General features: G+C 47.2%; 18 protein-coding genes, 1 tRNA gene and 1 pseudogene. 8 read left to right on the forward strand and 12 right to left on the reverse strand.

Annotation, left to right across the window (positions count from 1 at the left end; genetic code table 11):
• Positions 1 to 113: 113 nt before the first annotated feature.
• On the forward strand, positions 114 to 1,316 hold the full coding sequence (locus tag ACI0FF_RS02645) for an MFS transporter (RefSeq protein WP_419798605.1): 1,203 nt from the start codon (positions 114 to 116) through the stop codon (positions 1,314 to 1,316).
• Here ACI0FF_RS02645 and ACI0FF_RS02650 read toward each other — a convergent pair.
• The 6 genes and pseudogenes from ACI0FF_RS02650 to ACI0FF_RS02675 all read right to left on the reverse strand — a co-directional run bounded on the left by ACI0FF_RS02650 (position 1,313) and on the right by ACI0FF_RS02675 (position 6,319).
• Positions 1,313 to 2,239 (reverse strand): glycosyltransferase family 2 protein, encoded by a 927-nt coding sequence (locus ACI0FF_RS02650; RefSeq protein ID WP_419798606.1) that lies wholly within the window; start codon positions 2,237 to 2,239, stop codon positions 1,313 to 1,315. The two genes, ACI0FF_RS02645 and ACI0FF_RS02650, sit on opposite strands and share 4 nt — an antisense overlap.
• A complete protein-coding gene (gene proB, locus ACI0FF_RS02655) occupies positions 2,236 to 3,369 on the reverse strand; it encodes a glutamate 5-kinase (protein ID WP_419798607.1) in 1,134 nt (377 codons plus the stop codon). Before proB ends, ACI0FF_RS02650 begins: the two co-directional genes overlap by 4 nt.
• 71 nt (positions 3,370 to 3,440) lie before the next feature.
• Positions 3,441 to 4,550 (reverse strand): GTPase ObgE, encoded by a 1,110-nt coding sequence (obgE, locus tag ACI0FF_RS02660; RefSeq protein ID WP_419798608.1) that lies wholly within the window; start codon positions 4,548 to 4,550, stop codon positions 3,441 to 3,443.
• 149 nt (positions 4,551 to 4,699) lie between these two features.
• Positions 4,700 to 4,957 carry a 50S ribosomal protein L27 gene (gene rpmA, locus ACI0FF_RS02665; protein WP_419798609.1) on the reverse strand — a complete coding sequence of 86 codons (258 nt, stop codon included), beginning with the start codon at positions 4,955 to 4,957 and terminating at the stop codon, positions 4,700 to 4,702.
• A 26-nt stretch (positions 4,958 to 4,983) separates the two neighbouring features.
• Entirely contained in the window at positions 4,984 to 5,295 is a 312-nt protein-coding gene (rplU, locus tag ACI0FF_RS02670; RefSeq protein ID WP_188665555.1) for a 50S ribosomal protein L21, read from the reverse strand.
• A gap of 245 nt (positions 5,296 to 5,540) precedes the next feature.
• Positions 5,541 to 6,319 (reverse strand): annotated as a pseudogene (locus ACI0FF_RS02675) (IS5 family transposase).
• Between the two features lie 113 nt (positions 6,320 to 6,432).
• Between ACI0FF_RS02675 and ACI0FF_RS02680 the strand changes: the two are divergent.
• Positions 6,433 to 6,960, forward strand: a complete 528-nt coding sequence (locus tag ACI0FF_RS02680; protein ID WP_419798610.1) for a PAS domain-containing protein — start codon at positions 6,433 to 6,435, stop codon at positions 6,958 to 6,960.
• A complete protein-coding gene (locus tag ACI0FF_RS02685; RefSeq protein ID WP_419798611.1) occupies positions 6,935 to 8,239 on the forward strand; it encodes a methyl-accepting chemotaxis protein in 1,305 nt (434 codons plus the stop codon). Before ACI0FF_RS02680 ends, ACI0FF_RS02685 begins: the two co-directional genes overlap by 26 nt.
• On the opposite strand, the gene ACI0FF_RS02690 is transcribed toward ACI0FF_RS02685, so the two are convergent.
• Positions 8,236 to 9,927 carry a hypothetical protein gene (locus tag ACI0FF_RS02690; protein ID WP_419798612.1) on the reverse strand — a complete coding sequence of 564 codons (1,692 nt, stop codon included), beginning with the start codon at positions 9,925 to 9,927 and terminating at the stop codon, positions 8,236 to 8,238. The genes ACI0FF_RS02685 and ACI0FF_RS02690 overlap by 4 nt on opposite strands.
• Positions 9,928 to 10,011: 84 nt before the next feature.
• Positions 10,012 to 11,838 carry a PAS domain-containing sensor histidine kinase gene (locus ACI0FF_RS02695; protein WP_419798613.1) on the reverse strand — a complete coding sequence of 609 codons (1,827 nt, stop codon included), beginning with the start codon at positions 11,836 to 11,838 and terminating at the stop codon, positions 10,012 to 10,014.
• 143 nt (positions 11,839 to 11,981) lie between these two features.
• Here ACI0FF_RS02695 and ACI0FF_RS02700 point away from each other — a divergent pair, with 143 nt between their 5' ends.
• The 4 genes from ACI0FF_RS02700 (at position 11,982) to ACI0FF_RS02715 (ending at position 15,907) form a co-directional block, all read left to right on the forward strand.
• Positions 11,982 to 13,688: a tetratricopeptide repeat protein gene (locus tag ACI0FF_RS02700; RefSeq protein ID WP_419798614.1), complete on the forward strand. Its 1,707-nt coding sequence runs from the start codon at positions 11,982 to 11,984 to the stop codon at positions 13,686 to 13,688.
• Positions 13,685 to 14,539 (forward strand): 4-(cytidine 5'-diphospho)-2-C-methyl-D-erythritol kinase, encoded by an 855-nt coding sequence (locus ACI0FF_RS02705; protein ID WP_419798615.1) that lies wholly within the window; start codon positions 13,685 to 13,687, stop codon positions 14,537 to 14,539. The genes ACI0FF_RS02700 and ACI0FF_RS02705 overlap by 4 nt, the downstream gene beginning before the upstream one ends.
• A gap of 65 nt (positions 14,540 to 14,604) precedes the next feature.
• A tRNA-Gln gene (locus ACI0FF_RS02710) sits at positions 14,605 to 14,679 on the forward strand.
• A 352-nt stretch (positions 14,680 to 15,031) separates the two neighbouring features.
• Positions 15,032 to 15,907, forward strand: coding sequence for a hypothetical protein (locus ACI0FF_RS02715; RefSeq protein WP_419798616.1), 876 nt, complete (start codon positions 15,032 to 15,034; stop codon positions 15,905 to 15,907).
• Between the two features lie 15 nt (positions 15,908 to 15,922).
• On the opposite strand, the gene ACI0FF_RS02720 is transcribed toward ACI0FF_RS02715, so the two are convergent.
• The 3 genes from ACI0FF_RS02720 to ACI0FF_RS02730 all read right to left on the reverse strand — a co-directional run bounded on the left by ACI0FF_RS02720 (position 15,923) and on the right by ACI0FF_RS02730 (position 18,852).
• Entirely contained in the window at positions 15,923 to 16,999 is a 1,077-nt protein-coding gene (locus tag ACI0FF_RS02720; protein WP_419798617.1) for a DUF2336 domain-containing protein, read from the reverse strand.
• A 134-nt stretch (positions 17,000 to 17,133) separates the two neighbouring features.
• The gene (locus ACI0FF_RS02725) at positions 17,134 to 18,294 is read right to left on the reverse strand and encodes a glutathionylspermidine synthase family protein (RefSeq protein WP_419798618.1); all 1,161 of its coding nucleotides are present in this window, start codon (positions 18,292 to 18,294) and stop codon (positions 17,134 to 17,136) included.
• 6 nt (positions 18,295 to 18,300) lie between these two features.
• Entirely contained in the window at positions 18,301 to 18,852 is a 552-nt protein-coding gene (locus ACI0FF_RS02730; protein WP_419798619.1) for a DUF1190 domain-containing protein, read from the reverse strand.
• Positions 18,853 to 18,919: 67 nt separating this feature from the next.
• Here ACI0FF_RS02730 and greB point away from each other — a divergent pair, with 67 nt between their 5' ends.
• Positions 18,920 to 19,393 (forward strand): transcription elongation factor GreB, encoded by a 474-nt coding sequence (gene greB / locus ACI0FF_RS02735; protein ID WP_419798620.1) that lies wholly within the window; start codon positions 18,920 to 18,922, stop codon positions 19,391 to 19,393.
• Between the two features lie 6 nt (positions 19,394 to 19,399).
• On the opposite strand, the gene rodA is transcribed toward greB, so the two are convergent.
• Positions 19,400 to 20,578 carry a rod shape-determining protein RodA gene (gene rodA, locus ACI0FF_RS02740; RefSeq protein ID WP_419798621.1) on the reverse strand — a complete coding sequence of 393 codons (1,179 nt, stop codon included), beginning with the start codon at positions 20,576 to 20,578 and terminating at the stop codon, positions 19,400 to 19,402.
• Between the last annotated feature and the right edge of the window lie 4 nt (positions 20,579 to 20,582).

Genomic DNA, 20,582 nt, shown 5'->3' on the forward strand with positions numbered 1-20,582 from the left:
AGATATAATCCTCTCATAATATTTTTTCTATACGCAATATTATCTATATTGTTGGAAATATTGTTTGGAATGCTTACATTTAGCGATTGGTTTTTTAAAACAAGGAATGCCACATGGGCAGAAAAGCATGGATTGTCATTATTTGCGGGGCGCTTATCTTGGCACTCGGAATGGGGATGCGTCAAAATCACGGCTTGTTTATTGAACCCATGCGGATGGATTTGGGGTGGCAGCTGGGTGTTTTTGCACTCGCACTTGCTATTCAAAATTTGATGTGGGGTATTGCTCAGCCGTTTGCAGGTGCGTTGGCCGATAAATACGGCACGATGCCTGTTTTGATGTGCGGTGTTGTCGTTTATGTCCTGGGTCTCGTAGGGATGGCTTTTCCACAAGGGCCATTGATGTTCCACATGAGTGCCGGTGTTTTTATCGGTCTGGGTGTAGCAGCGATGGGATTGCCGGTTGTTTTGGGGGCTGTTGCCCGCATGGTATCTGAAGAAAAACGCAGCACGGCCTTGGGTATTGCTTCAATGGGGGGATCTTTTGGTCAATTCCTTTTTGCACCAGTTTCCCAAACTTTGATCAATCAATATGGCTGGTCTTTTGCCCTTGCCTGTTTGGCAGCGATTGCGGCCTTGGGTGTTTTTCTGGCTTTGCAAGTCAATGCAAAACCGGCAGACAGCAGTATTGAAACCCATGAACCGAAACAAACACTGCGTGAAGCCTTGCATGAGGCGTTTGGGACCAACAGCTATATTTTATTGAATTTGGGTTTCTTTGTTTGTGGTTTCCATATTGCCTTTATCGTGACGCATCTGCCGATGTTTTTATCGACATGTAATATTTCACCGGATGTCGGGGCGACCGCTTTGGCTGTCATTGGTTTGTCTAATATGGTGGGCACTTATGTGGCGGGTGTATTGGGTGGGAAATATTCAAAGAAATATCTTCTCAGTATCATTTATTTCAGCCGTGCCGTAGCAATTTTGATTTATACTTTGATGCCGATTACCGTCTTTTCAACAATGGCATTTTCCGTTGCGATGGGGGCATTATGGTTATCGACTGTCCCGCTAACCAGTGGATTGGTCGGGGTCATGTTCGGCACACGCTATATGAGCACCTTATTTGCCATTACGCTGTTCAGCCATCAGGTTGGTGCGTTTTTCGGGGCATGGCTGGGGGGCTATTTCTTCGATCTGACCGGTAGTTTTCAAGGTGGCTGGCTGGCATCTATTGCGCTAGGACTGTTTGCAGCCGTAGTACACTTACCGATTAAGGAAATGTCGGTGCGCGATCGTCGGGTGACGGCTTAATGTTTTTGTGAACCGGATTGGCGAACGGTTTCATCTTTCCAGATGTACATGGTTTCGCCAATCAGGTGACTTGTTTGTTGCCAGATGGGAAGGCGAGATAAGAGATACAGATAAAAGGCGCGTGAAAAAATAGATTTTCCTTGTTTACGTTTTGCCCATTTCCACGCCCGACCCGCACATCGTTTAAAGGCGAGGCGTTGAAGGTTAGCCCTTATATCCGGGTTATCCATCAGGAAATAATACATTGTCGCAGACAGATCGTGAATGACGGTGGCCTGTGCATCCAGAATACGACCATCAGCATTTTCAGGGCCAAAAACGACCAATAAGTCAGTCGTAGCCATACGATGTTTCTTACTGAGGCGTAACGGAAGTGAAAAATCCTGAACGAAAACCCGCTCGTCGCATCCGCCCACTTCATTAAAAGCGCTGGTGCGAATCATGGTTGAGGTTGACCCCCCCATGCCTATTTTGAAAAATGCAGAGAGTGCATCCTCTAAAATATTCAGAGATGCTTCGGTTTCCACCGCATTTTTTGACTCTGTTTCAATATCCGGGCTGAGCTTCCATTCTGCGGCGATCTGATCAAGATTATGCGTGCGCATCATATCCAGCAGGCGGCGGCTGGCATAGGGTGTCATCGCATCATCCGCATCAACGATTTTAATGAATTCGCCTTTTGCAGCAAAACCACCAGTGTTGGTCGCAATGCTGACACCAGCGTTTTCTTGCTCAATAATGCGAACATTGGACCAGTTTTTGGTGCGTTCACGGATGATGTCCAGGGAATGATCCGTGGACCCATCATCAACAAAGATAAATTCACGGCTGAAATCGCCCTCTTGTCGTTCCAGTGCATTCAGCATGGGGGCGATGTGATCGGCCTTGTTGTAAACGGTGATGACATAAGAAATGTCGATCATAGTTCAACCACCAGATGGTCGCGGTGAATCATTTCATCACGACCAATGTATCCGAGTTTTTCTTTAATTTCGCTGGATTTTACACCGACAATTTTACGCGCATCTTCGGACCCATATGCAATAAGACCGCGCCCGATTTCACGCCCGTCCGGGCCTTTTACGCTGACGGCTTCTCCACGCATGAAATCACCGTTAACGGCACGTACACCGATGGGTAACAGGCTTTTTCCAGCTTTCAAAGCTTTTAGGGCACCGTCATCGACCACAATTTCACCCATGGCTTTCAGGCTGCCGGAGATCCACTGTTTACGGGCACTGCGTGGTGTGGCTTCAGGCAGGAACCACGTTGCTTTCTCACCCGTTTCAAGTGCTTTAAGGGGATGGGCGCGTTCCCCCTTGGTAATAACCATGCGGCAACCCGCATTCAGGGCAATTTTGGCCGCGGCAATTTTTGTGGTCATGCCACCGGACCCGACATTGCTGGCGGCACCACCGGCCATGGCTTCAATGTCTTGTGTAATTTGTTCAACAACGGGAATGAAACGCGCTTCGGGGTCTTTGCTTGGATCTGCGGTGTACAGGCCGTCGATATCGGAAAAAAGAACCAATGTATCTGCACTGACCATCGCGGCAACACGGGCGGCAAGGCGGTCATTATCGCCAAAGCGGATTTCATCGGTTGCAACCGTGTCGTTTTCGTTGATCAGGGGAATGGCGCCAACGCGCAAAAGTGTTTCAATGGTGTTACGCGCATTGATGTAACGTCGACGGTTTTCGCTGTCTTCCAAAGTCACCAGAATTTGTGCGACCGAGATTTGATGATGTCCCAGAACTTCTTGATAAGCATGGGCGAGCCGGATATTGCCGCATGCCGCAGCAGCTTGTTTTTCATCCAGACGCAGGCTACCGCTTGGCAGGTCAAGGTGTCGGCGCCCAACGGCAATGGCACCCGAGGTCACGATGACGACTTCCTGGCCGCGCGCACGGGCTTCGGCAATATCTTGTGCAAGGCTTTCCAGCCATTTGCGATGAACGGTTCCGTGTTTTGCATCGACAAGAAGGGCAGAACCGATCTTGATAACGATGCGTTTGGCATCTGTGATCTGCGTACTTTTTTGAAGATCGCCCATGATAAAGTCTTACCTTGAATTTGGTCCAATACCAAGCTTGAGACGTTTATAAGCCAGTTCTTTAATCTCTGTCACGCTAAAGGATCAAAAGGCTTTGATTCTTCTTCAAAAAACTCTTCTTCGGGTTCTTCTACCGGGCCATCATCCCACGGGCCGGCGGTAAATTCAACAGGGCCACCGTCTTCGCCTTTGATAATCCGGTGCATTTCCAACAAGAGTTCAGGAACATTCGTGCGCGCAACACCGGAAATTGCGTGAATTTTACCGTCATAGACTTTTGCTAACTCTTCTTTTTGTTCGGCAACCTGTTCGTCCAGAAGGGCATCGCATTTATTCAAGGCAACGACCTCAGGCTTTTTCGCCAGTTCAGGGCTATAGGCTTCCAATTCGTGGCGAATTGTGGTGTAGGCCCCAGCGACATCGTCTTGAGTGACGTCGATCAGATGCAGTAAAACAGAACAGCGTTCCACATGACCGAGGAAGCGATCCCCAAGGCCTTGACCTTCATGGGCGCCTTCGATTAAGCCGGGGATGTCTGCAATAACAAATTCGCGCCCATCCTTTTGATCCCCGGCATGCACAACACCTAGGTTGGGATGCAAGGTTGTAAACGGATAATCGGCAATTTTGGGCTTGGCGCGAGAAACAGCCGCCAGAAATGTGGACTTCCCCGCATTGGGCAAGCCGACAAGACCAGCATCCGCAATCAATTTCAACCGTAACCAGACCCAGCGTTCTACACCCGGCCAGCCGGGTTCATTTCGCCGTGGGGCTTGGTTGGTGGAGGTTTTGAACTGTGCGTTCCCACGTCCACCGTCACCGCCGCGCATCAAAACGCGCTGGACGCCGGGTTCCAGAAAATCAGCCAGTACTGTTTCTTTATCTTCATCCAGAATTTGCGTGCCGACCGGGACCTTAAGGATAATATCGTTGCCTTTTTTACCGGAACGATTTCGCCCCATACCACCTTCACCGCGTTGGGCCTTGAAATGTTGTTGGTAACGGTAATCAATCAGGGTGTTCAAGTTATCGACACATTCAATAATGACATCACCGCCGCGACCACCGTCGCCGCCGTCAGGGCCGCCAAATTCGACGTATTTTTCGCGTCTAAAGGAAACGCAGCCATTGCCGCCGTCACCGCTTTTGAGGAAAATCTTCGCCTGATCTAAAAATTTCATGATGATACCGTCCTCGCCCGGGCGGGGAGCTTTCTTGAGATGAAGGTGGTTATTCGTTGGATGTCAGAATAACCGTCTTGTTTCAACGAAAAAAGAGGAATGGAAAACCACCCCTCTCTTTCCTAACCTGTTATAAGCGAAAAAATCGCTTATTCGGCAGCGTCTACGCTGATGTATGTGCGGCCTTTGGCTTTGGTGCGGAAGTTCACTTTACCTTCTGCTTTTGCAAACAGTGTGTGATCTTTACCCATGCCAACGTTGTCGCCTGCATAAAATTTAGTGCCGCGTTGACGGACCAAAATGTTACCAGCGAGAACGGCTTCGCCACCGAATTTTTTAACGCCGAGGCGTTTGCTTTCGGAATCGCGACCGTTACGGGACGAGCCACCAGCTTTCTTATGAGCCATAACTTGATCTCCTTAGTTTAACGGCCTTAGCCTTTGATAGACTTAATGCGCAAAACGGTCTGTTCCTGACGGTGACCTTTTGTGCGGCGATAATTTTGGCGACGCTTTTTCTTAAAGATGATGACTTTATCACCTTTGCCTTGTTCGATCACTTCTGCTGTGACAGAAGCGCCTTTAACAAGCGGCGTACCAACAGTGGTTTTGCCTTCTGCACCAACCAGAAGAACGTCTTCCAGTGTGATCTCAGAACCGGCTTCACCAGCCAATTTTTCAACGACAATAACGTCGTTTTCAGCGACGGTGTATTGTTTACCGCCAGTTTTAACGATAGCGAACATGGTTCGACATACCCTTTAAATAAACGCGCCTTACGGTGCCGATGGATGCGGACTTTCGAACTTGATAATCAAGAACCTCAAGCAGCGTGCTACAACAAAATCCGACTATGCGCAAAAACGCACTCGGACATAAAGTGGGCGAAATATACGCATATTTATTCAAGAGTCAATGTTGCTGTGGTGTTTGATGGAAATAAATATCTGAATGAAGTAATTTTTAATATGTACTTTTGAGGGGCAGCTACCTAGGTCCTGTTGACAAAGTATTTTACCCATACCCGAATTGATGTGACCTGCACGAAGCCAAGGAAACTGAGCATCGTCTTGTCATACCGAGTTGCAACCCGGCGAGCATTTTTGAGTTTGTTGAAGCAGCGTTCAACCTGATTTCTCAAGCCATATACGAAATCATCAACGGGAGTGATTTCCTTTCGGTTTTTCCGCATTGGGATCATGGCGTATCCACCGCGTTTCTCCATATCGTCCCGAATGGAGTTTGCATCGTAGCCTTTGTCTGCCAATAGAACCTTGGCATCTGGACCACCCCATTCCATCAATGGAGCATACCCTTTGTAATCTGATGTTTGGCCTTCGCTGATTTCCAGAGCTATTGGCAAGCCTTCGGCATTTGTTCGAAGGTGTATTTTGGACGTAAAGCCACCTTTTGAACGGCCGAGACCCTCTTTTTGAGTCCCCCTTTTGCCCCAGCAGCCTGATGATGGGCTCTGATGATTGTGCTATCTATCATTTGCACTGTATCTGGAACGGCTTTGGCATCGTTCAAGGCATCCAGTAGAACATCCCAAACGCCGAGCAATGTCCAGCGGCGGAATTGACGATAAACAGAGGACCATTTACCGAAGTAATTGGGGAGGTCACGCCAAGGTGCTCCTGTCCGGGCAATCCAAAAAATACCATCAAGAGTGAGGCGGTGATTTGAGGGAGGACGGCCAGATTTTGGCCCTTGGGCATGAAGGAATGGCTCGAAGAATAACCATTCATCGTCGCTCATCAAATTCCGCATAGACTTCTCCTCATAAAAAGAAGTCTTGAATCACATTCTAAGCAATTTGTGAACCCACTTTGTCAACAGGACCTAAACTACAACGATAGCTGAAAAACGATAGAGGGTCTCAGATGGCGAATAATGACAACGCTTTAACGGGGATTGAACGCGCATTTGGCGATAATGAGATTATTGTAAGTAAAACGGACCTGAAAGGCCGTATCACTTATGCAAACAAGATATTTCTTGATGTCGCCGGGTATCGATTGGATGAAGTGATGGGGCAACCGCACAGTATGATCCGCCATCCCGATATGCCGAGGAGTATATTTAAACTCCTTTGGGAAAAGATGACCAATAAGGAAGAATTATTTGCATACGTCATGAACCGTTGCAAAAATGGTGATCATTACTGGGTTTTGGCTCATGTCACACCAAGTTTTGATGTTGATGGTAATGTGGTTGGCTACCATTCCAACAGACGTGTAGCAAAACGTGATACGCTGGATAATATTATTATCCCGCTCTACGGCAAGTTGTTGCAAATTGAACAATCCCACCAGAACCGTAAGGATGGGATGCAGGCTTCCACACAGGCTTTGATGGACATATTAAATAATAAAGGGGTCGCATATGACGAGTACATCCTCTCCATCTAAATCAAAAGGGAATGTTTTTTCCTATCTTGCAGTGGCAAGTTTGATTGCGCTGTTCGTCCAAATGCTTGTGACAACGGGCTTTTCTATCATTCCCGCCCTTTTAATTGTTTTGGCATTGGGGTTTGTTCTTGTGGGCATTTTTGCCGGTTCTGGCCCTGTTGCTTTGGGGACAGGTTCTGCGATTGATGAAGTGATCAATGTTTGCAATGAAATCGATCAGGGGAACTTTGAAGCGCGGATTACCCGTGGAGCGCATGGTAAAGAACAGGAAATGTTCGATGCGGTAAATTCTGCCATTGACCGCACAGATGCGTTTGTACGTGAAGCGGCTGCTGCGATGGAATATGTGGCGCAGAAAAAATATTATCGCACGATCATCGAAACAGGCATGACCGGTGCATTCTTGAAAGGATCGCGCGATATTAATGGGTCTATTGCCAATTTGGCCGGTATGCAGAAATCAGCACAAACTTTGCAAGATCAGGTCAATATTGTTGTTGAGCGTGTTATCAACAATGCAAAATCTATTGTCAGCGAAGCTGAAAATATGGGTAAACGTATTGATAAAAGTTCATCTGGGACGATTGAGGTAGCTGATTCTGCAATTCAAACGTCAGAAAGTATTACGTTGGTGGCAGCTGCGACGGAAGAACTCGCTTCGTCGGTAGCCGAAATTACCCGGCAGGTGTCTTATGCCAGTGAGACATCGCAATTGGCGATGAGTAATGTAACCAGCATTCAGGAAGATATTACGGCCCTGTCCACAGAAGCACGTAACATCGGGGAAGTTATTCAGTTAATTTCTGATATTGCAGCAAAAACCAATCTTTTGGCCTTGAATGCGACGGTGGAAGCCTCACGCGCTGGCGAGGCTGGTAAAGGGTTTGCAGTTGTTGCGGCTGAGGTGAAAAACCTTGCGGATCAGACAGCAAAAGCAACGGATCGTATTGCAAAACAGATCGGCAATATTCAGGATGCGACAGAAGGGGTTGTTCGTAAATCTGGCGAGATTTACCATACCATCAACGAAATTAATGAAGTGTCCAGTGCAATTGCAGCAGCTGTTGAGCAACAAGGCGCTGCCACCAATGATATTTCGGAAAAAGTTGGTGTTGTTGCTGATCAATCCAATATGGTGTCCGATCGTATCGGGGATATTGCACAAGCTTCTGCCGGGTCTTATGCCGGTGCAATTACAGTGATTTGGGCGGCGGGTGATCAAATTGATCCTGTTCGTGAACTAGATAACGATCTGAAGAAATTCTTCAGTATGCTTTAATCCAATAGCATTTTGGAAGCCGGGAGAGAGATGATCTTTCCCGGCTTTCGCATGTCTCGGGCCAAGCCTCGTCCATTGAGATAGGCACATTGTTCTTGTAAGGCGTGCTCAATATCCTGTTTGTTTTTCACTCCCCATATACAAAGATATTTTTTATGTTTATGGGCCATTTGTGCAATTGCGCTCAGTTGGCCAGTATGAGGGGTATTAAGGGAAGACGAGGACATATCGAAACTGATAAAGGATATGTCTTTATTTTGAAGGATATCGCGTGCGATATCTGTGCTTTCTACCTGTATGCCGATGTTTGGCAGGTGGCTTTGATGTATATCAATAGCCTTGAGGAGAGCCTCCGTTGATTTCAATTCGCCAAGCTGGATAATTTCAATCCTGAGCCTGTGGCGGATTTGTTCCGGCAGGTTATGTAGCGGTTTGAGAGGGGAGTTCTTTTTTTCAGCCAAAATACTTTCCAGATGAAAAGGTAAAAAGATCGTCTTTTGATCCAGTTGGCTGGTACGCTCCAAATGTTGTACGCCTTGTTTGGTAATGGCTTTATCGATGCGCTGAATGGTTTTGGCAGGTGCAGAGGCAGGATATAATTGTTCCCCTTTGAAAACGGTACTGTCTTGATGGCGAAAGCCAAATCCGACATAACAATCAATACGTTCAGTATGGCGTTGCCAGGTGGGATGAAACGCTAAAACCACATCGCCTAATTGGCGCAGCCGCGTGGGTTGAACGCCCAATGTTTTTGGCGGGAGAGTTTGGACCTGAGGTTCTGCAGAAATATGTTCTGGTGCGACTTGCGGCGTGTCGAGCCAAGACCTTGCTGTTGTGGCTTCATGATTGTTTTTTTCTTTTTGTCCTGTTTCGGATTGCCATTTCTGTTCAGGTGGTGGTGGGCTGCTTTTGATCGGGGGCGGTGTGTTGATTGATTGTGTGGTCGCAGGTTGTACGCGCCAGTCGGCCTCTTGTTTGTCTTTTGTTGGTACTTTTTGTATTTCCCAGTCGCCATAGTCTTTTTTGGCAGGGTGTGGCGGCAGTGGGACATATTGAGCTGGATCAGTGGCTTCAATACTGATTTCCCCATTTTGCCAATTGGTATCCGTTGGGCCGGATATGTTTTTCTCCGTGACGAGTTTGATGGCTTTTTTGGCCCGTGGAAGGTTAAACGTTCCATCGGGGTTTAAAATGTCTTGCGGTAAGACCCGTGTGATTGGAATTTCTGGTTTTCGTTCGCCACTGGTATAGCGATCCCCCAAAAGGCGGGCACCAATTTCATCAATGATAGTAAGGGCTGCGTTATATTCTTCAACTGCATCTTTCTTATGAATGTGAAAGGCGTAAAACGCATCGACGTGCATATACCCCACACCTTTCTCGCCGCACCGTGTTTTTAGAATACCTTCTGTAACCGGGGTGATGCTGGCGCGCAATTCTTTGACCAAAGCATTGCGAAATGCAGATGTATCCAGCAGATATGCACGTGCCCCGTGACGACCATGTTGGATGTGAATAACATCATTACCGGAAACAGATGGTTTCTTGCCAAACTTTTTTTCTTCTTCAATTTGTGCAGCATATTGTTTGGCAAACTCAGCCAGCCCCCCGTCGTCAGCTAAAACGTCGGGAGGAGGGGAAGGTGAACCGAAGATTCGATCCATAATGGTTTGAAACAGACTGACCATGAAGATCCCCAAATACATCATGGTCATTATACAACTGTATATGTTTTTTTGCAAAACAAGAGGGGAAGAAGAGTCTTATCCGCCTCACGTTTCAGCGCGGGGAAGTAAAATGGTAAAGGTGGACCCCTCGTCCAGTTTGGAAATGACGGAGATCGTCCCGTTCATTTTTTCAATTAAGGCTTTTGAGATGGTTAATCCCAGCCCTGTGCCGCCCTTGTGCCGTTGATCAGAACTATCAGCTTGAATAAATTTATTGAAAATTTTGTCACGCATATCACGGGGAATGCCGCGCCCGGTATCAATGACGGAAATGGCAATTTTATCATTACGCGTATGGGCGCGAATTTTCACTGTGTGCCCTTCATGGGAAAATTTTATGGCGTTGGAAACCAAATTGGCCATGACCTGCATGAGACGGTCAGGGTCTGCGAGGATCTGATAACTGTCGCCCGATTGATCGTAATCCAGATCGACTTTGAATTTCCCGGCGTAAGACCGATGATTTTCAATTACTTGCGGCAGGAAGCTATCAAGTGGGATCACAGAAGGAGAAAAAGTCACATTCCCGGATTGCAATCGGTCCATATCCAGAATGTCGTTCACCAGAAAGTTTAGACGTTCGCTATTGTTCTGGGCGATGCGTACAAGGTTGCGAGCTTGTTCGGGTAGGTCATCTCCATAATGTCCGTCAAGCAAACCAATAGCCCCGTGAATGGCGGTTAGCGGAGTACGTAATTCATGGGAGACAATCGAGGTGAACTCGGACTTGGCCTGTTCCAGTTGTTTGAGTTCTGTGACATCGGTATGTGCGCCGATCATACGGATTGCACGACCTTGTTCGTCACGCAAGGCATAGGCGCGTACCAAAATAAAAACCGTATGGCCTTTTTTATGATGAAAACGTTGGATTATTTCAAACCGGTCTAGTTCACCGCGAAAATGTGCATCCATCATATCCATCGCTTTAATGCGATCTTCGTCGAAAATAAGGTTCGCCCAACTTTCAAAATTGTTTGAAATTTCATCTTCTTCATAGCCGAGTTGTGCTTTCCATTGAGGAGAAAACCACATTTGATCGGTTTGCAAGTCCCAATCCCAAATACCATCGGACGTGGCGCGAAAGGCCATTGATAAAAGTTCTTCTTTACTGCGCAGGCTGGCTTGATGAACGCGTTCTTCGGTTACATCTTGGAGGATGCCAAATAGACTGCGCACAACGCCGCTTGCGTCATATTCGCATACGGCGCGAACAGCGACGGTACGTCTTTCATTGTCGTCGCGTTTGAGAACCAGTTCGGTACTGATTTCCTGCCCGTCATTTATCGCGTGCTGGATCAGTGACCAAAATTCCTTTTGGTGACGACCGGAAAAAGCATCAATAAAATCATCCAGGGTGATGACGGCCTTGTTTGCCCGGCGTCCATAGATTTTATAGACTTCGTTTGACCACTGGAGTTCACCTTTGGATACATCGAGTCGCCAATGACCAATGCGTGCCGTTTGTTCTGCCAATTCCAGAAGACGGATGTCATTATCAATGGCAATTTGTTTTTGTTTGCTTGTGCTGATGTCTCGTGCGCTTGCGAATAGGGTCTTATCCGTGGCCCCCGTCAGGGAAATGTTCCAACTCAGCCAAATGTAGTGCCCGTTTTGTTGCCGCCAGCGGTTTTCGATATTATGCTGAGGGTGGTTTTCAAGGGCTTTTTGCAAGGTTTCACGCATCTGTGCGACATCATCAGGGTGCAAAAAATCAACGAGTTGTGAACCGACGAGTTCGTTCTCATTCCATCCTGTTGTGCTTGTCCATGCAGGGTTGATCCGATTCAGACATGTCCTTTGGTCGATAATACACAAAAGATCGAGTGCATTTTCAAACCAGTCATTCAGCGTGTTTTGTTGGTTTTCTGACATTTTCCGTCACTTCTTCTAATTCATTAGCAAGCAAGATACAGTAATTGTTAGAAAAAACCAATTCACTGGTTGTGAATTATATAAACGCTCGGCTACACTGCTGGACGCAAGTACCCGGTTTGGCAATAAAACAAGGACGAAACGTGTCTGTATTTAGTTTGAAGAAACTCCTCATCTGCGCAACAATTTGTGCGCCGGCTTTTATTGCCGGATGTACGACGGCCAGTGAACCGCAAATGCCTCCCTTAAAACCGGGTGAGTCCTCCTTATCAAATTACCTCGTGGGACAATACGCTGTACGACATCGTGATATGGAAAATGCCGCCGATTTTTTAAGTACAGTACATGAATCTAAAGATTTTCCTTCGAAATTGGACGATAACCTGAAACGTCAGTTGTTTGCAATTTATGCCAGTGAAGGTCGTTTTGAACAGGCAGCCAAGATTGCTGCTGAAATCAATAACGAAAACCTGATGGCGAAGCTGGTTTTGGCGCTGGAAGATGTGACAGTGGGTGAAATGACGGCTGCGCGGACCAAGATTGATGATATACCGGGCAGCGGACTTGGGGCATATGTGAAGCCTTTGATCCAAACTTGGTTAATTGCAGCAACAGACGGCGTAGATGCGGCGTTAAAGGCCATTGCCCCGATGCAAAAGGAAAAAGGGCTTGAAGCGCTTTATCATTTGCACACCGGCTTGTTGTATGATTTTAAAGGTGATGTGAAAAACGCCGAAAAACATTATAAATTGGCGGCACAGGGCGAAAACGGCATGTCGCTTCGTCTGGCGGAAATTTATGCGACCTTACTGGTCAAGCAGAACCGTATGAATGATGCGCAGGCTGTCTATGGACAGTATTTCGTTGCGCACCCCGATTCTCTTTATATTCAGGCTTTGTTGGACGAGCTCAATAGCGGCATGTTGGCGCAAACACCGGCGATCACCGTTAAAGATGGCTTGGCAGAAGCTTTGTTCGGCCTTGCCTCTTCGTTGCGTTCACATAGTACGAGGCAGATTGGCCTGATCATGGGGCATATGACGTTGCATGTGAAACCCAAATTCCCGATTGCTCGTATTTTGGTGGCGGAAATCCTTGAAAGTGACCGTCGTTTTGCGGATGCCAATAAAATCTATGCGACCATTGACAAGACAAACCCATTTTCATGGTCTGCCCGTTTACGTATGGCACTGAATTTGGATGATCTCGGTGATGAAGAAGGCGCGATTGCCATTTTGGAAGAAATGGTGGCGCAACATCCAGACCGTCTGGAAGTTCTGGTGACGTTAGGGGATGTGTTGCGCCATCATGAAAAATTCGAAAAAGCAGAAAAAATCTATGGGCAGGCAATTGATTTAATTGGTCAGGAAATTGGCTCTCACCATTGGAACTTGTTCTATTCGCGTGCCATTGCTCTGGAACGCCTGAAACGTTGGGATGAGGCTGAGCCTTTATTCTTAAAAGCACTGGATCTGGAACCAAATCAGCCGTTTGTTTTGAATTATCTTGGGTATTCATGGATTGAAAACGGCCGTAACCTTGAACAGGCTCAGGCCATGATTGAAGAGGCGGTCGCACAACGCCCGCGTGATGGTTATATCGTTGATAGTTTGGGGTGGGTGCTCTATCGATTGGGACAGTATGAAAAATCTGTTCCTCATTTGGAACGTGCTGTTGAATTGCAACCCAGTGACCCGGTGATTAACGATCATCTCGGGGATGCTTACTGGATGGTTGGGCGCAACCGCGAGGCCCGTTTTCAATGGTATCGGGCAAAAAGCCTTAATCCGACACAGGATGTGCTGGAGACAATCGAACAAAAAATCGAAAATGGTTTAGAGTCACAATGACCGTTACGCAACAGGCATATGCAAAGGTCAATCTTTACCTTCATGTGTGTGGGCGTCGTGAAAATGGTTATCATGAATTGGATAGTCTGATCGTGTTCGCCCAGACAGGTGATCTTTTGCAGGTAGAAGCCGCAGATCGTTTGTCATTGGATGTGGTTGGGCCGATGGCCTCCTATATCGATGTGTCCGGGGCCGACAATCTGGTAATGAAAGCGGCTTTGGGGTTGCAAGAACTCTGTAATATCGATTTCGGGGCTCAGATTACTCTGGATAAGCGCTTGCCTGTGGCGGCCGGTATTGGTGGTGGCTCCGGTGATGCTGCGGCAACGTTGAAGGCACTTTGTCAGTTATGGCAGGTTTTCCCCGACCCGTTGGGGTTGGAAGAATTGGCCCTGTCCTTGGGGGCGGACGTGCCGATCTGTATGAAAGCCCATGCCAATCATGTCGGCGGGATCGGTGAAGTGATCACACCTCTGCCCCCCATACCGGATTGTTGGATGGTTTTGGTCAATCCGATGGTTGCGTTATCTACACCGTCTGTTTTTAAAGCACGCACAGGTGGGTTTACGGATGCAGCGCCGATGGGTGGGGAATATACGTTTGCCACCTTTATCAAGGCATTAAAAGAACGCTCAAACGATCTTATGGCACCAGCCATTCAAATCGCTCCGCAAATTGCAAATGTTCTAGAGGCATTGTTAACGCAGCAGGGATGCGCGCTGGCGCGTATGTCGGGTAGCGGGGCAACCTGTTTTGGTTTGTTTGAATGCGAAAAGGATGCGCAAGCTGCTGAGAAAGCCTTGCAAAAGGACTATCCGAAATGGTGGATTTCCTGTGGGAAAATAATTTAATTTTTTTTCAATTACCCTCTTGCACTTTCTAAAATTTGGTCGTATGTTCCGCGCCACCACACAGATGGGGCATCGCCAAGCGGTAAGGCAACGGTTTTTGGTATCGTCATCCCCAGGTTCGAATCCTGGTGCCCCAGCCAAAAGAAACCCGAGAGTTTTTGCTCTCGGGTTTTTTATTTGGAAAGGTGGATGTTGATAGATACTGCGAATAAGGGAATGGCTCCTTATTTTTTGTTTGTTATGTCAACTGTTCGAAAACGTACGACTTCAACCTTGAATGTAATATTCTTTTATGACGTTCTGTGCCTCTGTAGATAGGGGAGATTAATCTATGGTAGTATTTGTGCAATATGAAGGTACCAATAGATGATCTCTTGTGAAAAAAAGAATTTGCGGCACTTGTACGCGCTATCATGTTGCGCGTATGATGGACCCCATTGTCTATGCAATGTTCGTGGCTGTCTTGAGAGAGAGCGGCAAAAGGAGATTTGAATGCAAAGCGGTGAGCAACTAACCGTATTGGCGGAGCAGATTCACCATCTGGTGCGCTATATTACAAAGATCAAGGCTGAGTTGGCATCTATTCGACATCCGAAATCTCCGGTTGATCATTTCAATACGGTGGCAGATCAGCTCAACACGATCTGTGAGACAACAGAAGACGCGACGAACACGATTATGGAGTCCGCAGAAGATATTTTATCCAATGTGGATGAGCTGAGCGCCAATATTAAATACGAACCGGCGCAGGTCTCTTTGAATGCGATTCAGGATCGCACAAACAAGATTTTTGAATCTTGTTCTTTCCATGATTTGACGGGGCAGCGGATTTCGAAAATCGTGCGTATTATGAATCGTCTGGAAGGTACGCTGGATAGTCTGGTTGATATTGTTGGTCGCGAAGGCCTTGGTGAAATGCCGGTCGATAATGACGAAACTATCGAAGATGTCATCGGGATGCGCGATGGTGATATTGCGATGCATGGTCCCCAAGTGAGTGGGAAGGAAGTATCCCAAGATGATATCGATGCTTTGTTTGGTGGGGACACTCCACCGAGTGCAGGGCAGGCCGTATCGCAAAATGATATCGATAATTTGTTTGATAGCCCCACACCGGCCCCAGAAAGCAGCGCACCGGTATCACAAGGTGATATTGACAGCATGTTTGACCAACCGGCAACACCTGTCGCAAAAACACAACCGCCTGCCTCTGGTGGTGCTGTTTCGCAAGACGATATTGATAGTATGTTTGATCAACCTGCGGCACCGAAAGCAACAGAACCGGAGGCACAGCAAAAGCCAAAGGCTGAAAACCCGCCTGCGGGACAAGATGTTTCCCAAGATGATATTGATAAGTTGTTTGGCTAGCTTATCGGATTTTATTTAGAATAAGCGCCACTTCTTCTTTTTTGTCTCTGTCTCGGTCAACCAGCTTTCCTGTTGCCCTGCTGTGGATTTACGTTTTTCACGGGCTGTAATCGGACTATGGCTATGGCTGCGGTATTCTACATCAACCAGATAGTTGATCGCACTAAAATCTTTGCGCGGCAGGTCGGCCTTTTTATAAAGGGCGGCAAAGCCTTTTTCACCAGGATCTTTAATCAAGGTCCGGGCGGCTTGAATATCAATCCCGACACGACAGGCCATCGCATATTCAAAGAAAGGACGATCCCCGATTTCCAAGGCGCGGAAAATCAGTTCGGGGGTCAGTTTTCCCTGTTTATTCATGGCAAGGACAAGCTTTTCTGCATCGCGTTTTGAACGGGGGTCGTGCAACAAGCGACGCTTGGCGTCTTCACGTGATTCCAGAACGACACGTTCGGTCAGAACGGGGGATAGTTTTTGGTGGCTCAGCAGATGGGTTTTTAACTGATCGCTGATGACATCGACCAACAGGTCAATGATATGTGGGGGCAGTTGATGGCGCATTGCCATGCCGGCATGAATGGCTTCGCTTTTTTCGAAACGTTGCAAGACAAGTTCATAGGTGTTGTCCTCAAAGGAAGCACCTTCGTTTTTTAAGGTACTTTCTACAACGGCTTCGCTCCCCGCTTCACATAAACTGTGTGTTAAGCTGGGGCTTAGGGTTTGGCGATGGGAAATAGCCATTTGACGATCATTATTGCCCGTATGGATAATTTCTATAAGATCGCTGTCTTCCAATAAAGTGCTAAATTCCAGCATGGGAAGACTGACCTCAAGAATATCTTTTGCAAGGCCAAGGGCTAAATCTTTGGGAATGTCATCATTGTTTTTAAGGGCGTGAGAGAGGGACCTGCGAACGGTGGTATCGACATCGTCAGCCAGTTTTTGTAAGATCGCAATGGCAAGATCATATTCGGTTTCTGACAGGCTGTTGTTTTTGAGATCATTCGCCAGCTTTTGTGCGAGTACAGAGCGTCGAGCAGGCGAACTGTCGCCGTCAAGCAACTTCACATCAAGTAATGTAATTCCCGCCATGACCATATCCCTTAAAACGTCCCTACCTATTATATCAAAATTCTAATTCATTCCCTATAGTAGAATTAAAATGAAAGAATTTATGTGATCACGCGCACAGCAGTGTAATTTTTTTTCAATCCCTTAAGCGGGGATCAATCTCGAATAACATGAGGGATAAAACGCGAGCTATCTTTGGTAATGGCAGTGTTGTCTTCGCGAATCCCGATGCCGCAAGGTTGACTGGCGACCAGCCAGCTGCCAATAACAGCGTGGTTTCCTTCAAAAACGGGAAGGGGATGTAAGGCCTGTACGATCATGCCTTCTGCGCCGTAAGGCCCATCAACGTTTTCCAAGGCCTCACCAGCATGATGAATGCTGATATTGGCCCCTTCGCGTGACAAAAGGGGTTTGCGGACAAAAGCATCCCCGACCATATGGGCATTGGGATCATCGGCAAAATATGCGGGCAGAAGATTGGGATGACCTTGAAACATCTCCCACAACAGGGGCAGCACCCCTTTATTGGAGAGAATGCTTTTCCATGCCGGTTCGATAAAGGTTGTCCCGGATGTCGGCATGGCTTTCCCAAATTCTTCCTGCATCATCCATTCCCATGGATAGAGCTTGAAGAGAGTATCGATGACATTGTCCTGTAGGTCACTCAGTCGGCCTTTTTCATCAATCCCAATTTCTTCCATATGGATGAAATGAGTTTGAATCCCGGCTTGGGTTGCACATTCTTCCAGATAAAGAACGGTGCCTTCGTCTTCCAAACTTCCTTGGCAGGAGGCAACATGTAAGGGGGTTTGCAGTTCCATATTGGCAAAAGCGCCGATGAGGGCTTCGTGGATTGAATTAAATTGATCACAATCCGGCGGAATTAACCCTTGTTCCATTGCCTGTTCCATCCAAACCCATTGAAAGGCAGCACTTTCGTAAAGGGAAGTTGGTGTGTCGGCATTATATTCTAAAAGCTTGGCGGGGGATTGTCCGTCATAGGAAAAATCCATACGGCCATAGAGGTTTTTTTCCCGGTTTAGCCAGCTTTGACGCACATAATCCCAATAAGAACGCGGGATGGCCAGTTTTTGCAACAGGGATTCATCTTGAACGACCCGTTCCACAACCTGAAAACACATGTGTTCGAGTTCTGCAGTCGGGTCTTCGATATGGTTTTCAATTTGAGCTAGTGTAAATCGATAACAGGCACTTTCGTCCCAATAGCGTTCACCATCGATCGTATGAAACTGAAAACCAACCTCTTTTGCCAGTTGTTGCCAGTTTGGACGTTCTTCAATGCGGATACGATGCATGTTTTCTTATCCGCCAAAGCTGCGGGTGCCCATACGTGCAGCGGTGGACCCGAAACCACCGCGGCGAACCGTTGATGTTTTTGTACTTGGGCTTTTCGTGACGTTGGACGGGACTTTTTGAACGCCGGTTTGGGTGGCAACTTTTTGGTTGTCGCCGGTGCGGAAACTTTTAGGATCGTCTTTTGAACGATAAAGTGGTTGAGTCGCCACGTTGGAACGTGTGCCCCCACTCAGCATAGAACCCATCATATAACCCATCATCATCGGCATAAAGATGGAGCCGCCCGATGTGGTTTGCATGGGGGCTTGTTCACAGTTTTCACCGCCAAAATCAGCCTGACAATCTTCAATGGAGGTATATTTTGGAGCTGTGCGGATATGTTCTTCGGCAGCTTTTTCAAAGCCTTGGCGACATTGATCCAGGTCTTGTCCTTCATAACGTGCACATTCATCGACATTTTCAAAAACAGCGGCGACTTCATCGCCGTTGTCGCAAGCACTCATCGTAAGGATTGTCGCGCCCATCAGCGCAATTTTTAAAGATTTGGAACGTTTCATATCACACCTGTTTTGACCTTTGAGAGTTAATCTAGTAGGAAAAGAGAAACACACAAGTGAAAGTTCCATGGAAAGACCGAATTATATAACGCCGCAAGGCTTGCAAACGTTAAAAGATGAAAAACACCAGCTTTGGTCGGTTGAGCGTTCCGAGGTCGTCAAGGTTGTGACGTGGGCGGCAGGCAATGGTGATCGATCGGAAAATGCCGATTATCAGTACGGTAAGCGTCGTTTACGCGAAATTGACCGTCGTGTGCGTTTTTTAACAAAACGGATAGAGGCCGCTGTTGTTGTGAACCCGGAAGAACAAACCAATCGGGATCAAATTTTTTTTGGTGCATTTGTCATTTATGAAAATGAACGTGAAGAAAAAGTCAGTGTGCGTATCGTGGGGGAAGACGAGGTCGATTCGACCAATGGTCTGATCAGTTGGATTTCACCTGTTGCGCGTGCGTTGATGAAGGCGCGAGTTGGGGATTTGGTGACGGTCAAAACCCCCAAAGGCGATGAAGAGTTGGAAATTCTGGAAATTCGATACTGATGACGGCTAAAGTTCTTCGTGTTCGCCTTTGCGCGAAATTGTGACATCCTTGTGGATTGAAACGCTAAGCAATAAACCGAAGCTGAAGAGGATGGAAATCATCACTGTTCCACCATATGAAATCAGCGGTAATGGAACCCCAACAACGGGCAAAAGTCCCATCACCATCCCCATATTGATGAAGACATACAGGAAAAAAGTCGTCGTGACGCCCAAGGCCACAAGACGGCCAAAATTGTTGCGTGAGCGCATGGCGATGGCATAGCCATAGATCAATAAAAGCAGATAGAGCCCCATAACGGCAAGCCCGCCGATGAGGCCATGTTCTTCTGCAAGCATGGTGAAGATAAAGTCGGTCTGTTTTTCCGGTAAGAAATTAAGGTGACTTTGAGAGCCTAATCCAAATCCTTTGCCCGCAATACCACCGGAACCAAATGCAATTTTGGACTGCATAATGTGGTAACCAGCCCCTAAAGGATCGTTTTCCGGGTTTAGAAAAGTAAGAACACGTTTTTTCTGGTAGGTATGCAGAAATTGCCATGCCACCGGAATGGCTGCCAAGGCGGATACACCGACCAAGATAAACTTCCATAGGCGCACGCCAGCAAGGAAGAAAATAACACCACTGCCCAAAATCAGCATCAAAGTTGTGCCGAGATCGGGTTGGCGCAAAATTAAAACGGAAGGGGCAGCAACCATAAATAAAGGAACGAACAGGTAGGGAATACTTTGAATTTCTTCAAGGCTTCGTCCGTGAAAATATCGTGCCAGTGCCAATACAATTGTGATTTTCATCAGTTCGGATGGTTGCAACTGGAAAAAGCCCAAGCTGATCCAACGTTGCGCCCCCATGCCAATCGATCCTTTTACTTCAACACCGATTAAAAGGCCAAGTGCGATGAAATAAAGGATATATGAATATCGCAACCAGATCCGGATATCGGTGAGTGCGACAATAAACATGATGCCCATTCCGCCAATAAAACGGATGAGTTGGCGTTTAGCCCATGGATCCCAGCTTCCGATCGCGCCGGGAACATTTGGGTCAGGTGGTGCTGCCGAATAGAGCATGGCAAAGCCCACACAGGCCGTCAAAATCAGTAAAAGAACGAATCCCCAATTTAATTCGAGAATTTTACGACCAAGTGTCAGTTTATCTTGTCCGAGGCGATAGCGAGTCATCATGATG

This window comes from Terasakiella sp. 4MB5A, assembly GCF_050058155.1.
GTDB classification, from domain to species: Bacteria; Pseudomonadota; Alphaproteobacteria; order Rhodospirillales; family Terasakiellaceae; genus Terasakiella; species Terasakiella halodenitrificans.